The sequence below is a fragment of the Sphingomonas sp. P4_D12 genome, assembly GCF_056401895.1.
Window position 1 is genome coordinate 446,934 of record NZ_JBFUIL010000001.1, and the last position, 13,465, is coordinate 460,398.

15 protein-coding genes and 1 tRNA gene are annotated in these 13,465 nt (G+C 64.1%); 9 read left to right on the forward strand and 7 right to left on the reverse strand.

Annotated features, from left to right (window positions below; all coding sequences use genetic code 11):
* Nucleotides 1-155: 155 nt before the first annotated feature.
* Nucleotides 156-596: a response regulator gene (locus tag AC1DSD_RS02075; protein WP_478028070.1), complete on the reverse strand. Its 441-nt coding sequence runs from the start codon at nucleotides 594-596 to the stop codon at nucleotides 156-158.
* 334 nt (nucleotides 597-930) lie between these two features.
* Nucleotides 931-1,016 (reverse strand) — tRNA-Tyr (locus AC1DSD_RS02080).
* Nucleotides 1,017-1,223: 207 nt separating this feature from the next.
* Between AC1DSD_RS02080 and AC1DSD_RS02085 the strand changes: the two genes are divergently transcribed.
* The 3 genes from AC1DSD_RS02085 to AC1DSD_RS02095 all read left to right on the forward strand — a co-directional run bounded on the left by AC1DSD_RS02085 (nucleotide 1,224) and on the right by AC1DSD_RS02095 (nucleotide 4,450).
* Nucleotides 1,224-2,825, forward strand: coding sequence for a M20/M25/M40 family metallo-hydrolase (locus tag AC1DSD_RS02085; protein ID WP_478028072.1), 1,602 nt, complete (start codon nucleotides 1,224-1,226; stop codon nucleotides 2,823-2,825).
* Nucleotides 2,826-2,915: 90 nt separating this feature from the next.
* Nucleotides 2,916-3,668: a 23S rRNA (guanosine(2251)-2'-O)-methyltransferase RlmB gene (rlmB, locus tag AC1DSD_RS02090; RefSeq protein ID WP_478028074.1), complete on the forward strand. Its 753-nt coding sequence runs from the start codon at nucleotides 2,916-2,918 to the stop codon at nucleotides 3,666-3,668.
* A gap of 14 nt (nucleotides 3,669-3,682) precedes the next feature.
* The gene (locus AC1DSD_RS02095) at nucleotides 3,683-4,450 is read left to right on the forward strand and encodes a hypothetical protein (RefSeq protein WP_478028076.1); all 768 of its coding nucleotides are present in this window, start codon (nucleotides 3,683-3,685) and stop codon (nucleotides 4,448-4,450) included.
* A gap of 141 nt (nucleotides 4,451-4,591) precedes the next feature.
* Here AC1DSD_RS02095 and AC1DSD_RS02100 read toward each other — a convergent pair whose 3' ends face one another.
* Nucleotides 4,592-4,909 carry a 2Fe-2S iron-sulfur cluster-binding protein gene (locus AC1DSD_RS02100; protein WP_478028077.1) on the reverse strand — a complete coding sequence of 106 codons (318 nt, stop codon included), beginning with the start codon at nucleotides 4,907-4,909 and terminating at the stop codon, nucleotides 4,592-4,594.
* 74 nt (nucleotides 4,910-4,983) lie between these two features.
* Between AC1DSD_RS02100 and AC1DSD_RS02105 the strand changes: the two genes are divergently transcribed.
* Nucleotides 4,984-5,607, forward strand: a complete 624-nt coding sequence (locus AC1DSD_RS02105) for a DNA-3-methyladenine glycosylase family protein (protein WP_478028078.1) — start codon at nucleotides 4,984-4,986, stop codon at nucleotides 5,605-5,607.
* A 66-nt stretch (nucleotides 5,608-5,673) separates the two neighbouring features.
* Nucleotides 5,674-5,991 (forward strand): DUF6968 family protein, encoded by a 318-nt coding sequence (locus AC1DSD_RS02110; RefSeq protein ID WP_478028080.1) that lies wholly within the window; start codon nucleotides 5,674-5,676, stop codon nucleotides 5,989-5,991.
* A gap of 37 nt (nucleotides 5,992-6,028) precedes the next feature.
* Here AC1DSD_RS02110 and AC1DSD_RS02115 read toward each other — a convergent pair whose 3' ends face one another.
* On the reverse strand, nucleotides 6,029-6,448 hold the full coding sequence (locus AC1DSD_RS02115) for a DUF2147 domain-containing protein (RefSeq protein WP_478028082.1): 420 nt from the start codon (nucleotides 6,446-6,448) through the stop codon (nucleotides 6,029-6,031).
* Nucleotides 6,449-6,595: 147 nt separating this feature from the next.
* On the opposite strand from AC1DSD_RS02115, the gene AC1DSD_RS02120 reads away from it, so the two are divergent.
* Together AC1DSD_RS02120 and AC1DSD_RS02125 are read left to right on the forward strand one after the other, a co-directional pair.
* Entirely contained in the window at nucleotides 6,596-7,468 is an 873-nt protein-coding gene (locus AC1DSD_RS02120; RefSeq protein WP_478028084.1) for an S-methyl-5'-thioadenosine phosphorylase, read from the forward strand.
* Nucleotides 7,469-7,520: 52 nt separating this feature from the next.
* Nucleotides 7,521-8,858 (forward strand): Nramp family divalent metal transporter, encoded by a 1,338-nt coding sequence (locus AC1DSD_RS02125; protein ID WP_478028086.1) that lies wholly within the window; start codon nucleotides 7,521-7,523, stop codon nucleotides 8,856-8,858.
* 28 nt (nucleotides 8,859-8,886) lie between these two features.
* Here AC1DSD_RS02125 and AC1DSD_RS02130 read toward each other — a convergent pair whose 3' ends face one another.
* The 3 genes from AC1DSD_RS02130 to AC1DSD_RS02140 are packed head-to-tail and all read right to left on the reverse strand — an operon-like array spanning nucleotide 8,887 to nucleotide 11,157.
* The gene (locus tag AC1DSD_RS02130) at nucleotides 8,887-9,393 is read right to left on the reverse strand and encodes a hypothetical protein (RefSeq protein WP_478028087.1); all 507 of its coding nucleotides are present in this window, start codon (nucleotides 9,391-9,393) and stop codon (nucleotides 8,887-8,889) included.
* A gap of 59 nt (nucleotides 9,394-9,452) precedes the next feature.
* Nucleotides 9,453-9,890, reverse strand: a complete 438-nt coding sequence (locus AC1DSD_RS02135; RefSeq protein WP_478028088.1) for a hypothetical protein — start codon at nucleotides 9,888-9,890, stop codon at nucleotides 9,453-9,455.
* A gap of 46 nt (nucleotides 9,891-9,936) precedes the next feature.
* Nucleotides 9,937-11,157 (reverse strand): Yip1 family protein, encoded by a 1,221-nt coding sequence (locus tag AC1DSD_RS02140; RefSeq protein ID WP_478028090.1) that lies wholly within the window; start codon nucleotides 11,155-11,157, stop codon nucleotides 9,937-9,939.
* Nucleotides 11,158-11,335: 178 nt separating this feature from the next.
* Between AC1DSD_RS02140 and hslV the strand changes: the two genes are divergently transcribed.
* Nucleotides 11,336-11,905, forward strand: a complete 570-nt coding sequence (hslV, locus tag AC1DSD_RS02145) for an ATP-dependent protease subunit HslV (RefSeq protein WP_478028092.1) — start codon at nucleotides 11,336-11,338, stop codon at nucleotides 11,903-11,905.
* A gap of 119 nt (nucleotides 11,906-12,024) precedes the next feature.
* Nucleotides 12,025-13,323, forward strand: a complete 1,299-nt coding sequence (hslU, locus tag AC1DSD_RS02150; RefSeq protein WP_478028093.1) for an ATP-dependent protease ATPase subunit HslU — start codon at nucleotides 12,025-12,027, stop codon at nucleotides 13,321-13,323.
* The last annotated feature ends 142 nt before the right edge of the window (nucleotides 13,324-13,465 follow it).

The following is a 13,465-nucleotide window of genomic DNA, read 5'->3' on the forward strand; positions in this document are numbered from 1 at the left end:
GCGCCGCTGCTAGCAACGGGGCCGAAGAGCGACAATCGCGGGCTTGTAAACAGTTGTAACGCCCGGGCGAGTTTCCGCTACGTCTTGGGGCCTTGATCCACGCGCAAAGCCGTCGTGGCGACATTCGCCGGCATCGTGGTATGCGCCCCAACGCATCAACAGTATTTGGTCAAATCCGACCGGCCCGAAGGGGCAGGCATAGGTCCGTGTCGCGGCCCCTCGAACAAGGCGTGTATGCACGCCTTCAATCGCACCGCTCCAAATGGCTTGGCAAGAAAGAGCGCCCCAGGAGGCAGCCGCTCCGCTGCGAAAGACCTGTTACCGGAAACGACCAGGATGCGCGTTAGCGGCCACCGTTCGTGAATTTCCCAGGCGAGACCCAGGCCATGGCGTTCGCCCGGCATCTCGACGTCGGTGACCAATAACGAAAGGGGTCGGGTCATCGCCTCGATGATCGAGAGGGCTTCGGTCACGCTGGCCGCGTCTCTCGCCTCGAATCCCAGCTCCTCGACCGCCTCGCGCGTCTGAATTCGGAGAAGCGGCATGTCCTCGACGATCGCGGCGATCGGAGTGTCGGGCGAACGGCTCGTGAGCATCGGCGACCTTTCCAACCGTACATCACCGCGCAACGAAGGTCCGAACCCGGAGGAGCGCACCGCCACCCCGATAGTTCGATCCGTGCCAGGCAAGTACTTATCAACAGAGCTGGAAAGCGGCCTACAACGACGCGGTCGTCATGTTAGCCCCGCGTTACAACTGTTTACTGGGCGCGGGAGTGTTCGTGTCTGGCGGCGTTGCTCGATCGCGTATCGTTACTTTGGGTCTGCTTGCCCGCGAGACCGGTCGGACCGGCAATGGGTCCATCGACAAACGCGTGGCAGCGATCCCTACACTCCAGGACGACGACGCTGGGTTTGGTCGATTTGGAAATGGTGGACAGGGCTGGATTCGAACCAGCGTACGCTTGCACGGGCAGATTTACAGTCTGCTGCCTTTAACCACTCGGCCACCTGTCCCCAGGTCTTCGCCCTTCGCGGGAAGGGCGGTCGCTTCGAAAAGCGAGGGCGCCCCATGCCCAAGGCGGGCGGTCATGTCAACGCGGTTGGGGCACGTTTTCGGCGCTGCCGAAACCAGGCGTACGATATGTGTGGCACACCCTTGCGCGGGTCGCGCGGCGGCAATAGCGTGCGCCGCATAACAATCCCCGGGGAGCATAATCGTTCATGCGCAAGATGATCGCCGCCTTTGCCGCGGCTGCCGCCGTCGCCATTCCCGCGTCGCTGCATTCCAACGACCTGTCGATGGTCAACCGGATCATGGATGAGGGCTTCAACCGCTCTCAGGTGATGACCACCGCCGAATATCTCTCCGACCAGATCGGCCCGCGGCTGACCAATTCGCCCAATATGCGCAAAGCGGAAGCGTGGACCTCGTCCAAGTTCAGCGAATGGGGGTTGACCAACGTCCATAAGGAAGGGTTCGAGTTCGGCCGCGGCTGGTGGATCGAAAGCTCGTCGGTGCGGATGACCAGCCCGCGCCCGATCCAACTGACCGCGATCCCGATCGCCTGGACGCCCTCGACCAATGGTGTGGTGTCGGGCGAGGTGATCGTCGCGCCGATCGCGACCCCGGCCGACTTCGCCAAGTGGAAAGGCAAGCTCAAGGGCAAGATCGTGCTGGTGACCAAGCCCGATGACGGCTCGGAACCGGGCGATGCGCCGTTCAAGCGCTACACCGCGGACGATCTCGCCAAGCTCGATCAGTTCGTCCAGCCCAAATACGATCCTGCCGCCGCCGATCGTGGCATGAAGCGGCTGGAATTCGCCAAGAAGCTTGACGCCTTTCTGCAAGAGGAAGGCGCGGTCGCTTATGCCACCAAGTCACGGCTCGACGGCAAATTGGTCCATGGCGAAGGCTATCTGTTCGGCGCCGGCGATACCGTAAAGACTCCGGGCGTCGAGATCGCGGCGGAGGATTATCGCCGCCTCGTTCGGCTCTCGATCGTCGGCGCGGCGCCGACTGTGTCGATCAACAACGACGTCCGCTTCGACGACAGCGACGTCAATGCCTATGACATCATCGCCGACATCCCCGGCAGCGCCAAGGACGGCAGCTATGTGATGGCCGGCGCGCATCTCGATTCCTGGGTGGCGGGCGACGGCGCCGCCGATAACGGCGCTGGCAGCGCGATGATCATGGAAGCCGCGCGCATCCTGTCGACCTTGAAGGTCAAGTCGAAGCGGACGATCCGCTTCGCGCTCTGGGCAGGTGAGGAGCAGGGGCTGCTCGGCAGCCTGGCCTATGTCGAGAACCATTTCGCGACCCGCGGCAGCGGCAGCGATCCCAAGCTGACCGGCCTGGCGCGTTATCAGGGCTGGGCCAATCGCTGGCCGATCGCGACCAAGGCCGACTGGTCGAAAATGGCCGCCTATTTCAATATCGACAACGGTTCAGGCAAATTGCGCGGCATCTACGCCGAGAACAATCCGGCGGTAGTGCCGATCTTCAAGCAATGGCTGGAGCCGTTCAATGCGATGGGTGCATCATCGGTGGTGATCCGCAAGACCGGCGGCACCGACCATGTCTTCATGCAAGCGGTTGGGTTGCCCGGTTTCCAGTTCATCCAGGATCCGCTCGATTATGGCAGCCGCATCCACCACACCTCGATCGACACTTATGATCACCTGAAGGGCGACGACATGCGTCAGGCGGCGGTTGTGCTGGCGGCGTTCCTGTGGAATGCGGCGAACGGCGACGCGCTACCGCGTCCGCCGCTGCCGACCCAACCGACGAAAAGCGATCCATTTGCTTATCCTGACGAATAATCTTCAGCCGTCATCCCAGCGAAAGCTGGGATCTCTAGCGATGGCGCAACGGCCTGAGACCCCAGCTTTCGCTGGGGTGACGGCGTAGTCGTGGCGCGTAGAGGTCACCGTCCGAGCCAGGCGCCCGCGTCGCGGCCCCGTTTCTGGGGACGCCATGCGGTGCTGGCGGCGCTCGCCAATCCCGAGCGGACGGTCAGGAAGATGTGGGCGACGCGCGAGGCGCTGGCCGGGCTCGACATCCCGCCTGTGATCCCGATTACCTATGCCGATGTCGCCGATCTCGGCCGGCTGGTACCGGGCGACGCGCCGCATCAGGGGCTGGTGATCGAGGTCGAGCCGCTCGAGGATATCTGGCTTGGCGACCTGCTCGAGCAGGGCCAGGGAGAGGATGATCGCCGCCCGCTGGTGGTGCTCGATCAGGTCACCGATCCGCACAATGTCGGCGCGATCCTGCGCTCGGCCGCGGCGTTCGACGCGCTCGGCATCGTCACCCAGGATCGCCATTCTCCGCCCGAATCGGGCGCCGTGGCGCGGACCGCGTCGGGCGCGCTCGAGATCGTACCCTGGGTCCGTGTGGTGAACCTGTCGCGTGCGCTGGGCGAGATCGCCGAGGCCGGTTTCTGGCGCGTCGGTCTGGCCGGGGAAGCGACCGAAACATTGGGCGATGTGATCGGCGCGGCGCGGATCGCTTTGGTGCTGGGGGCCGAAGGCGAGGGCATGCGGCACAACACGATGCAGCATTGCGATCAGCTTGCGCGCCTGCCGATATCTCCTAGAATTGAAAGCTTGAACGTATCCAATGCCGCCGCGATCGCGCTCTACGCGGTGGCCGCGCGCGACTGATGGGGGAATCGGAAATGACGGCACGGATGACGCGTCTCGCGCTGGTGTTGCTTGTTCCTCTGATGCTGGTCGGCTGCCTGCTTGCACCGGGCAAGTTCACCTCGACGCTGACGATCAATGCCGACCGCACCTTCACCTATAGCTACCAGGGCGAGGTCTATGCCTTCGACCTTAACGAAGCGATGAAGGACATGCCGTCGGGCGGTGACGACGACACCAAGAAGACCGACGGCGTCTCGTTGCAGCAGATCGGCTTCGACAAAAGCGGCCAGAAGGGCGACAAGAATGGCAAGAGCGGCGCGAAGGACGATGCCAAGTCCCAGGCCGCGGCGGACGCCAAGAACCGCGAAATGGCCGCGACTTTGTCCAAGGAAGCCGGGTTCCGCAAGGTCACCTATGTCGGTGATAACAAGTTTGTGATCGACTATCAGATCAGCGGGAAGCTCGATCACACCTATCTGTTCCCCTACAACATCGATGCCGGGATCATCATCCCGTTCGTCGCGGTCGAAGTCCGCGCCAATGGCACCGCGCGCGTCAAGGCACCGGGCTTCGCCAACGATTCGAAGGATTCGGCGGGCATGCCCGGATCGGACACGAGCAAGGCCTCGGCCAAGCTCGACGGCACCTTCATCCTCGACACCGACGCCGAGATCGTCAGCCAGAATAACGAGGAGGGGGCGAAAGTCGCCAACGGCCGCAAGACCGTGACGTGGAGGGCGACCCCGCTATCGACCACCGCGCCGATGGCGGTGGTGCGGTTTGCGGGAGCTGCCAAGTAGGTCTTTACGTCGTCATCCCGGCCTTGTGCCGGGATCCACCGGGAGGCGAGCGCAGAACTCGAGGCTCCATTTCCTCAGCCAGAGGCGCGGTGGATGCCGGGACGAGCCCGGCATGACGGTTTGGGTATGGGAGGCCGCGGCCTAATCCTCTTCGGCGATCCGCACCTTAAGCCCGTCGAGATGATCGCCAAACTCGATCTGGCACGACAGCCGGCTGGTTTCATCGCGATCGGAGGATGAATCGAGCAGATCGTTCTCGTCCTCGCTCATCGGTTTCAGTTTGGCCGCAAATTCCGGGTCGACATGGACGTGGCAGGTGGCGCAGCTGCAGCAGCCGCCGCATAGCGCCAAAACCTCGTCGATTCCGGCGTCGCGGATCACTTCCATCACCGAAAGCCCGGACTCGCCCGTGATTTCCTGTTCTTCCCCGTCGCGTGTCACGACGATAAGCTTGGGCATGTCTTTCCTCCGTCCGGTTGTCAGGCGCCATGCCGTGCCCGGGCGCATCGATCAAGGTTTCGCATAAGGTTTCTATGGTCCAGACCACCACGTCGTTGAATGACGCGCTCGATGCGCTGGCCGCGATCGAACCCGCCTTCGCCGTCGCGCTACAGCGCGCGGGCTATCCCCCACCGCGCGTGCGCGACCGCGGCTATGCCACCTTGCTGCGCACGATCATCGGGCAACAGGTGTCGGTGGCGGCGGCGCAATCGATCTGGAACAAGCTGGAGGCGCAGATCGGCGACCTGACCGATCCCGTCACCGTTGCCGCGGCAAGCGACGAGCAACTCCGCGCTGCCGGCCTGTCGCGGCAAAAGGTGAGCTATGCGCGCAGCCTGGCCGAGGAAGTGACGAGCGGGCGGCTCGATTTCGCGCAATTGCCCGAGGATGACGAAGAAGCGATCGCGCAGCTGGTGCGGATCAAGGGCATCGGCCGCTGGTCGGCGGAAATCTATCTGCTGTTCGCCGAAGGACGCCCGGATATCTGGCCGGCCGGCGATTTGGCGGTGCAGATCGAGATCGGCCGCATCCTGGGGCATGACGAGCGGCCGCCCGAAAAGCTGATGCGCGATCTGGCGGAAGCCTGGCGCCCGCATCGCGGCGCGGCGGCGATCCTGGCGTGGCATCATTACAAGGTCGATATGGACGTGATCTAGCGCATACGGGCGATCCGGTTGCTGACATGCGGTGGCGTGTTTACGCCAGCTCAATGGAGGACGCGCGTGGCTGATGAGGTAATTGCCCGACGAATGTTCAAGGTCGATGGGCGCGACGTAGAATGTCGCTTCTTCAAGCCTGACGAGGATCGCGGCAGTTTCTTCTGCCGATATCAGATTGATTGGCCCGAGGGCTCGAAGATGCGACGGGCGGGCGGCGTCGACGAGGTTCAAGCGATCCTGCTGGCAATGATGACCGCGCACAAGGATCTTCTCGCGGCTCGGAACATGGATAGCCGTCTCGTTGAATGGCTGGACGGGCAGAGTCTCGGCTTACCTGTCACACCGAGCGTCCGAGACTGGGATCCCGATAACAATTTTTAACGACCGGGAATGGCAGCCAACTAATAACGGAGGTTGCCTACGCTGCTCGCGTCCAGATCATCGTCTGGCAGAAGATCGCGATACAGCCCTGCACTTTTAGATTGGCGCCATCACGCGCGACCACGGCGCGGTAGGTCTTGCCGCTCTTGGGGTCGTAGATCTTGCCTTTCCAGCCGTCGCCCGACGAAGCCATCTCGGTCAGGATCGGCAGGCCGACCAGCGGGCGGGTCTTGAGCTTGGGGTCTGGATTGAGCGAATCGACCCAGGGCTTGCCGGCTGGTGGACCCTTGATCACCTTGACGACGCGGCCGCAGATCGTGCCGCCGCAATCGCCGATCGCGACCACCGCGCCGCCATCGGCAGTCAGCCAGCGGCCGGCGATCGGCGCCGCGGCGAACAGCGGGGCGGGGAGCGCGGCGGTGACGGCGGCGAGGGCGAGAAGGAGCGGGCGAATCATCGGCGATGGCATAAACGGGGGCATAGCAGGCCTTTGTGCCGCCGGACGAACCAACCGTTCATCGCGGCGGATGGATGCCGATCGGGCGCTGCGCCCCGCTCCCTGATCGCCTAAGGAGGCAACGAATCGGCACCCACAGGAGACGATATGAGCGACGGTTGGACGATCGGAATCATCGGCGGATCGGGACTCTATGCGATCGACGGGCTGGAGGATGCCGAATGGCGCCGCGTCGACACACCCTGGGGCCAGCCGTCGGATGAGTTGCTGTTTGGGCGGATCGGCAAGATCAATCTCGTCTTCCTGCCGCGCCATGGCCGTGGCCACGCCATCCCGCCGTCGGAGCTCAACTTCCGCGCCAATGTCGACGCGCTCAAGCGCTCGGGCGTGACCGATATCTTGGCGATCTCGTCGATCGGATCGCTCGAAGAGGATTTGCCGCCCGGGCATTTCGTCGTGGTCGACCAGTTCATCGACCGCACCGTGCACCGCGCGTCGAGCTTCTTCGGTACCGGCATGGTCGCGCATGTCAGCATGGCCTATCCGGTGTGCGAGCGGCTGTCGGGCTTCGCTGCGGCGGCGGTCGAGGCGGCGGGCGGCAAGGTCGCGACCGGCGCCACCTATCTGGCGATGGAGGGGCCGCAATTCTCGACCCGCGCCGAAAGCCTGCTCTATCGCGACTGGGGCGCTGACGTGATCGGTATGACCGCGATGCCCGAAGCCAAGCTCGCACGCGAGGCCGAGCTCCCCTACGCGCTGATCGGCATGGTGACCGATTACGATTGCTGGCGGGAGAGCGAAGCGCCGGTCGAGGTGGCCGAAGTGATCGCGCAGATGCACAAGAATGGCGAAGTCGCGCGCCGCACGGTCGAGGCATTCGTCAAGGCGCTGCCTGATCAGCGCACACCGTCGCCGATCGATACCTGCCTCGACGTCGCGTTGATCACCGACCCGACCAAGCGCGACCCGGCATTGCTGGCGAAGCTCGACGCGGTGGCGGGGCGGGCATTGCGGCGCTAGGAACGATCGATGCCGTGCGGCTTTGACTGCGCGGACGCGAACAGGGACCCGAATGACGCCACCGCCGAACAGCGACGCGATCAGCACTACCACGCCTTTCGCGCGGGGGCGGCCGTCGCTTGCCGAAAGCCATGCCAGCATCGCGGTGCCGGCGACGGGTGCCTGGCGCCGGTTCTTCGCCTTCATCGGGCCAGGCTATCTGGTCGCGGTCGGCTATATGGATCCGGGCAATTGGGCGACCGACCTCGCCGGTGGATCGGCGTTCGGCTACACCTTGCTCGCGGTCGTTCTGCTGTCGAGCCTGATGGCGATCCTGCTCCAGACCTTGTCGGCGCGGCTCGGCATCGGGGCGAAGCTCGACCTCGCCCAGGCGTGCCGCGCGCGATACGGGCGCAAGACCACGATCGTGCTGTGGTTGCTGTGCGAGGTGGCGATCATCGCCTGCGATCTGGCGGAAGTACTGGGCACCGCGGTCGCGCTCAAATTGCTGTTCGGGCTGCCGCTGCTGGCGGGCGTGGCGATCACGTCGTTCGACGTGCTGTTGTTGCTCTCGCTGCAACGGTTTGGTTTCCGCAAGCTGGAGGCGTTCATCGCCACGCTGCTGGTCGTGATCGCGGGGTGCTTTGCCTACGAATTGTGGCTGGCGCGGCCCGATTGGGGGGCGGTCGCCGGCGGGCTGGTGCCGCGGCCCGAGATCGTCACCAACCCGGCGATGCTCTACATTGCGATCGGCATCCTGGGCGCGACGGTAATGCCGCACAATCTCTATCTCCATTCCTCGGTGGTGCAGACGCGCCGGGTCGCGGCGGGCGACGAGCGCGGGGCGATCCGGCTGGCCACGGTCGACACGATTGTCTCGCTCGGGCTGGCGTTCCTGATCAACGCGGCGATCCTGATCCTGGCGGCTTCGGTGTTTCACGCGGCGGGCCGCGCCGACGTCGCGGATATCGAGCAGGCGCACCGCTTGCTGTCGCCGATGCTGGGCGCGGGGGCGGCGAGCGTTGTGTTCGCGCTAGCACTGCTCGCCTCGGGGCAGAATTCGACCATCACCGGCACGCTGGCGGGGCAGATCGTGATGGAGGGGTTCCTCGATTTGCGGCTACCGGTCTGGTTGCGCCGCATCGTCACGCGCCTGCTGGCGATCGTACCGGCGGCATTGGTGATCGGGATCGCTGGCGAAGGCTCGACCACCAGCCTGCTGGTGCTGAGCCAGGTCGTGCTCAGCCTGCAGCTGCCATTCGCGGTGGTTCCGCTGGTGATGTTTACCGGCGACCGACGGATGATGGGCGAGTTCGCCAGCCCTTGGGCGCTGCGCGTCGCGGCTTGGGCGGTCACGGCGGCGATCGTCGTGCTGAACGTGAAGCTGTTGGTCGGGGTTCTGGCGGGCTGATACATAAAAAGCCCTCCCCTTCACGGGCCTATATATCTGTGTGACTCACAGTCGGCGGATGCCGAAACCACGCCCAGATGACCAACGGCACTCCAACGGCAGTGGGGATAATCCAAAAGGCGAATTGGGGAAGCTCCTTCCACAGCGGCAACGCCTTGCCGTTGTCGACGTAGAAGGCGGTCAACATCAAGATGTATGACGCGCTCATCGCAGTGAGATGTAGTCGCGGATGGAGGCGCAATCGGCGTCCCGAGTAAGCGCTCGCAAGCGCCATCGCACCTAAAATGAACAAAGGATAATCCTCTGCCCATCGGATGGCCGAAAGGGCGGTCATCGTGACAGACAGGCCCGCGAGGCACCAGAAATAGACCTTCCCCCAACTAGCGTGTCTGCCAAGGCCCTTTCTACTCATCATTGCTAAAAAGCCCGCGACAACAGCGCCGACCCCGAACCCGATGTGGATGACGACGACCGATAGAAACGCCGGGTCAGTGGAGGGCACCGGAATGCCGAGAATGGCGGCTGTGCCCGTCATGGGTGGGGACCTTACACGAAAAAGCCCGGCTTGCCCTGAAGGGGAGGAGCCAGGAAATTTCAGGTATCCCGCCCCCAATTGAGCGTGACCTTGGTCGCGTCGCGGACGGTCTCGACCATCGCCATCATCGACCGTTTGCCGCCGTCACGTGCGGAGAACAGGGTGGGGGTCGCCAGAGCAGGGACGAGGCCGTCGAGCACGGCCTTGTCCTTGTACCAGGCGATGATCGCGTCGGGCGTGGCGCCGGTCGTATAGACCACCGTTCCGCTCTCGCGACGCGGTTCGCCGGCGAGGCCCGAAACGCAGGTTTCGACGCGGGCATCGGCATAGAGCGGGACGAAATCGGGCAGCTTGCTGCAATCGGCCGGGGCGCCGCCGGCCCCCGCAACCGCAGTGGTGGTGGTCGGCCCGCGATCGTCGGCGGATTGATTATCGTTGCCGGCTTCGCAGCCACCGATGGTGAGCATGGCGCCGGCCAGAATGATGCGGAGCCTCATCGGGCTCGCCTGCAGGATCGAGTGATGCGGACGCGCGCTCGGCTGCTCACTTCGCCATCGACTGCAATTGGCCGAGATTGACCGAGGCAACCGCGGATTTCAGCGTGTCGATGCTGGGCGCAGAGCCGCTCGCCTCGACCGAGAAGCGGCTGGCGACCAGCACTGAGTAACTGCCCGATTTCGACTGGTTGTCCCACTTCTCCTCGACCATGTTGCCGCCCTGCATTTCGGACTTCTCATAGCCGGTCGCGGTCTGCTTGTTGGACGACGTGTTCAGCGCGCCGCCCAGGGTTGCGATGTTGCCGAGGACGCCGGTGTCGGTGACTGAGAGACTGAAATTCTGGTCACCCGACTGGAATTCGGCGCGCGCGTTGCTGCCGCCGATGCCGGCCGCAGCGCCGCCCTGGTTCTCGACGCTGGTGCGGTTCCAGCCCGAGATCGAGCCGGGCAGCAAATTCTGGAGCGCGCCCGGATCGACCGCCTTGACCGCGCCGTCGCCACCCTTGAGCGATGCTTCCATCGTCTTGCCAGCGGCTTCTATCTTGGCCGCCGAATCGGTCAGCTTGCCGGTATCGTATGTCGAGTCGCCGACCGAAATCGAGCCGCCGCCCGGACTTCCGAAGTTGCCGACGCCCGGCGTCATGGCAAACATCGCACCGGCGATCGCGAGGGCGATATACCCGGCGATTATATTCGCGACGATTCCGACGATGATGCTGACGATCACGAAGCCTGGCGCCTTGTCCTGCGGGACCTTCATCAGCAACGGTCCGCCGATCCACAGCAAATAGATGTTGTAGATCGCGCCGAGGATCGCAAGCAGGCCAAGGAACGGCAGGATGCCGAGAATGCCGCAAATCCAGCCTGCCGTTGCCGAGAAAGCTGCGACCTTAAGGGCAGAGATCGGATTCTTGGTGCCGCCGAAGCTCGGCGCGAGCGCGTCGATGATCAGCGACCAAACATAGACCATGCCGATGACGAGCACCCACATCAGCACCGCGGAAACGACCGATCCGATGATCGGCGGCCGATAGGCGACGCCGAAAAAGCGCATTGGGAAGACTTGCTGCTGGATGATCGAGGCGATCGGGCCGATCGCGGCGAGCGGCGCCACCCAGCTCGTCAGGATTCCCTGGACGGTCATCGGTTCGGCGTCGATCGCCGGCCACTCGTCCTTGGGTTTCAATATCAGCCGCTGGATGCGCCCGATCATGCCGCCACCACCGACCGGAGGCTGCCCGATGTCCTTGGGAAATTCGCTCGCCATGGTGTTGAAACCCCTTTCTTTTCCGCGCCGAAGCGCGCCGCTACCGTCACCTTCTGCCGCGTTGGGCGGCCTATTTATTGGATCGACCCGACATCGCCTGCCGTAACGGCAGCACGTCCCGGCGATGATACCATCGTTTTGCCGCCGCTGGGAGCGTGATGTTGCGCGCGCGCAACCGATGACTACATCCGCAGGCATGAGCGACAAGATGACGTGGCACGGCACGACAATTCTCTCCGTGCGCAAGAACGGCAAAGTGATCGTCATTGGCGACGGCCAGGTGAGCGCCGGCCAGACGGTGATGAAACCCAATGCCAAGAAAGTGCGCCGCCTGGGCGACGGCAGCGTGATCGGCGGGTTCGCCGGCGCGACCGCCGACGCCTTCACCCTGTTCGAGCGGCTCGAAGCCAAGCTCGAACGCGCCAACGGCCAGCTGATGCGGGCCGCGGTCGAGCTCGCCAAGGACTGGCGAACCGACAAATATCTGCGCAACCTGGAAGCGATGATGATCGTCGCCGACAAGGACGTGACCTTGATCCTGACCGGGAATGGCGACGTGCTCGAACCCGAAGCGGGGATCGCCGCGATCGGATCGGGCGGCAATTACGCGCTCGCCGCCGCGCGCGCGCTGGTCGAATATGAGGACGATGCCGAGACGATCTGCCGCAAGGCGATGAAGATCGCCGCGGAAGTCTGCGTTTACACCAACGACCGGCTGACGCTGGAGAGCCTCGACAGCGCTACCTGACCTAAGCCCCTCCCCTTCAGGGGAGGGGTTGGGGTGGGGCAGTCGCAAGCGACCCACTCTACGAGATATCCCCCACCCCCTTACCCCTCCCCTGGAGGGGGGGGCTGAAGAAGAAGAACATGAACGACAAACTGACTCCCAAGGCGATCGTTGCCGCACTCGACGCGCATATCATCGGCCAGACAGACGCCAAGAAAGCGGTCGCCGTCGCGCTGCGCAACCGCTGGCGCCGCCAGCGGCTGTCGGCCGATCTGCGCGACGAGGTGACGCCGAAGAACATTCTGATGATCGGCCCGACCGGGTGCGGCAAGACCGAGATTTCGCGCCGCCTGGCCAAGCTTGCCGATGCGCCGTTCGTCAAGGTCGAGGCGACCAAGTTCACCGAGGTCGGCTATGTCGGCCGCGACGTCGAACAGATTGCCCGCGACCTGGTCGAAGAAGCGATCCGGCTCGAGAAGGAGCGCCGCCGTGTCGCGGTCAAGGACAAAGCCGAGGAGGCGGCGATGAACCGCCTGCTCGACGCGCTGACCGGGCGCGACAGCTCGACCGCGACGCGCGAGGCGTTCCGCCAGCGCTTCAAGGACGGCCATCTGAACGAGACCGAGATCGAGGTCGAACTGGAGGCAGCACCCCAGATGCCGTTCGAGATTCCCGGTGGCGGCCAGGTCGGGATGATCAATCTGGGCGAGATGATGGGCAAGGCATTCGGCCAGGGCCAGATGAAGCGCCGCAAGCTGACCGTGCCCTCGGCCTGGGACAAGCTCGTCGAGGAGGAAGCCGACAAGCGCCTCGATCAGGAAGACGTTGCGCGGGTCGCGCTGATCGATGCCGAATCCAACGGGATCGTGTTCCTCGACGAGATCGATAAGATCGCGGTCAGTGACGTGCGCGGCGGCTCGGTCAGCCGCGAAGGCGTGCAGCGCGACTTGCTGCCATTGATCGAGGGCACCACGGTCGCGACCAAATACGGCCCGATGAAGACCGACCACATCCTGTTCATCGCGAGCGGGGCGTTCCACGTCGCCAAGCCGTCCGACCTGCTGCCCGAGCTTCAAGGGCGCCTGCCGATCCGGGTCGAACTGAAGGGCCTGACCGAGGACGATTTCGTCGCCATCCTCAACGATACCAAGGCGTCGCTGCCCGAACAGTATAAGGCGCTGATTGCGACGGAAGGCGTGACGATCGACTTTACCGACGACGGCATCCGCGCGGTGGCGAAGATCGCCGCCGAAGTGAACGCCGCGGTCGAGAATATCGGCGCGCGGCGGCTGCAGACGGTGATGGAAAAGCTGATCGAGGAAGTGAGCTTCGACGCCGAGGACCGATCGGGCACCAGCCTGACGATCGACGCCGCCTATGTCGACAAGCAACTCGCCTCGATCGCGCGCGACACCGACCTCAGCCGCTTCGTGCTTTGACGAGGGGCGGGGTGCGGGGCAAGGTTGCAACACCAGAACGGATCGACATTCAACGCCAATTCGTCATCCCGGCCTATTCGTCATCCCAGCGAAAGCTGGGATCTCGAGCAGCATCGCGCGACCGCCTGAGGCCAACGTCGGA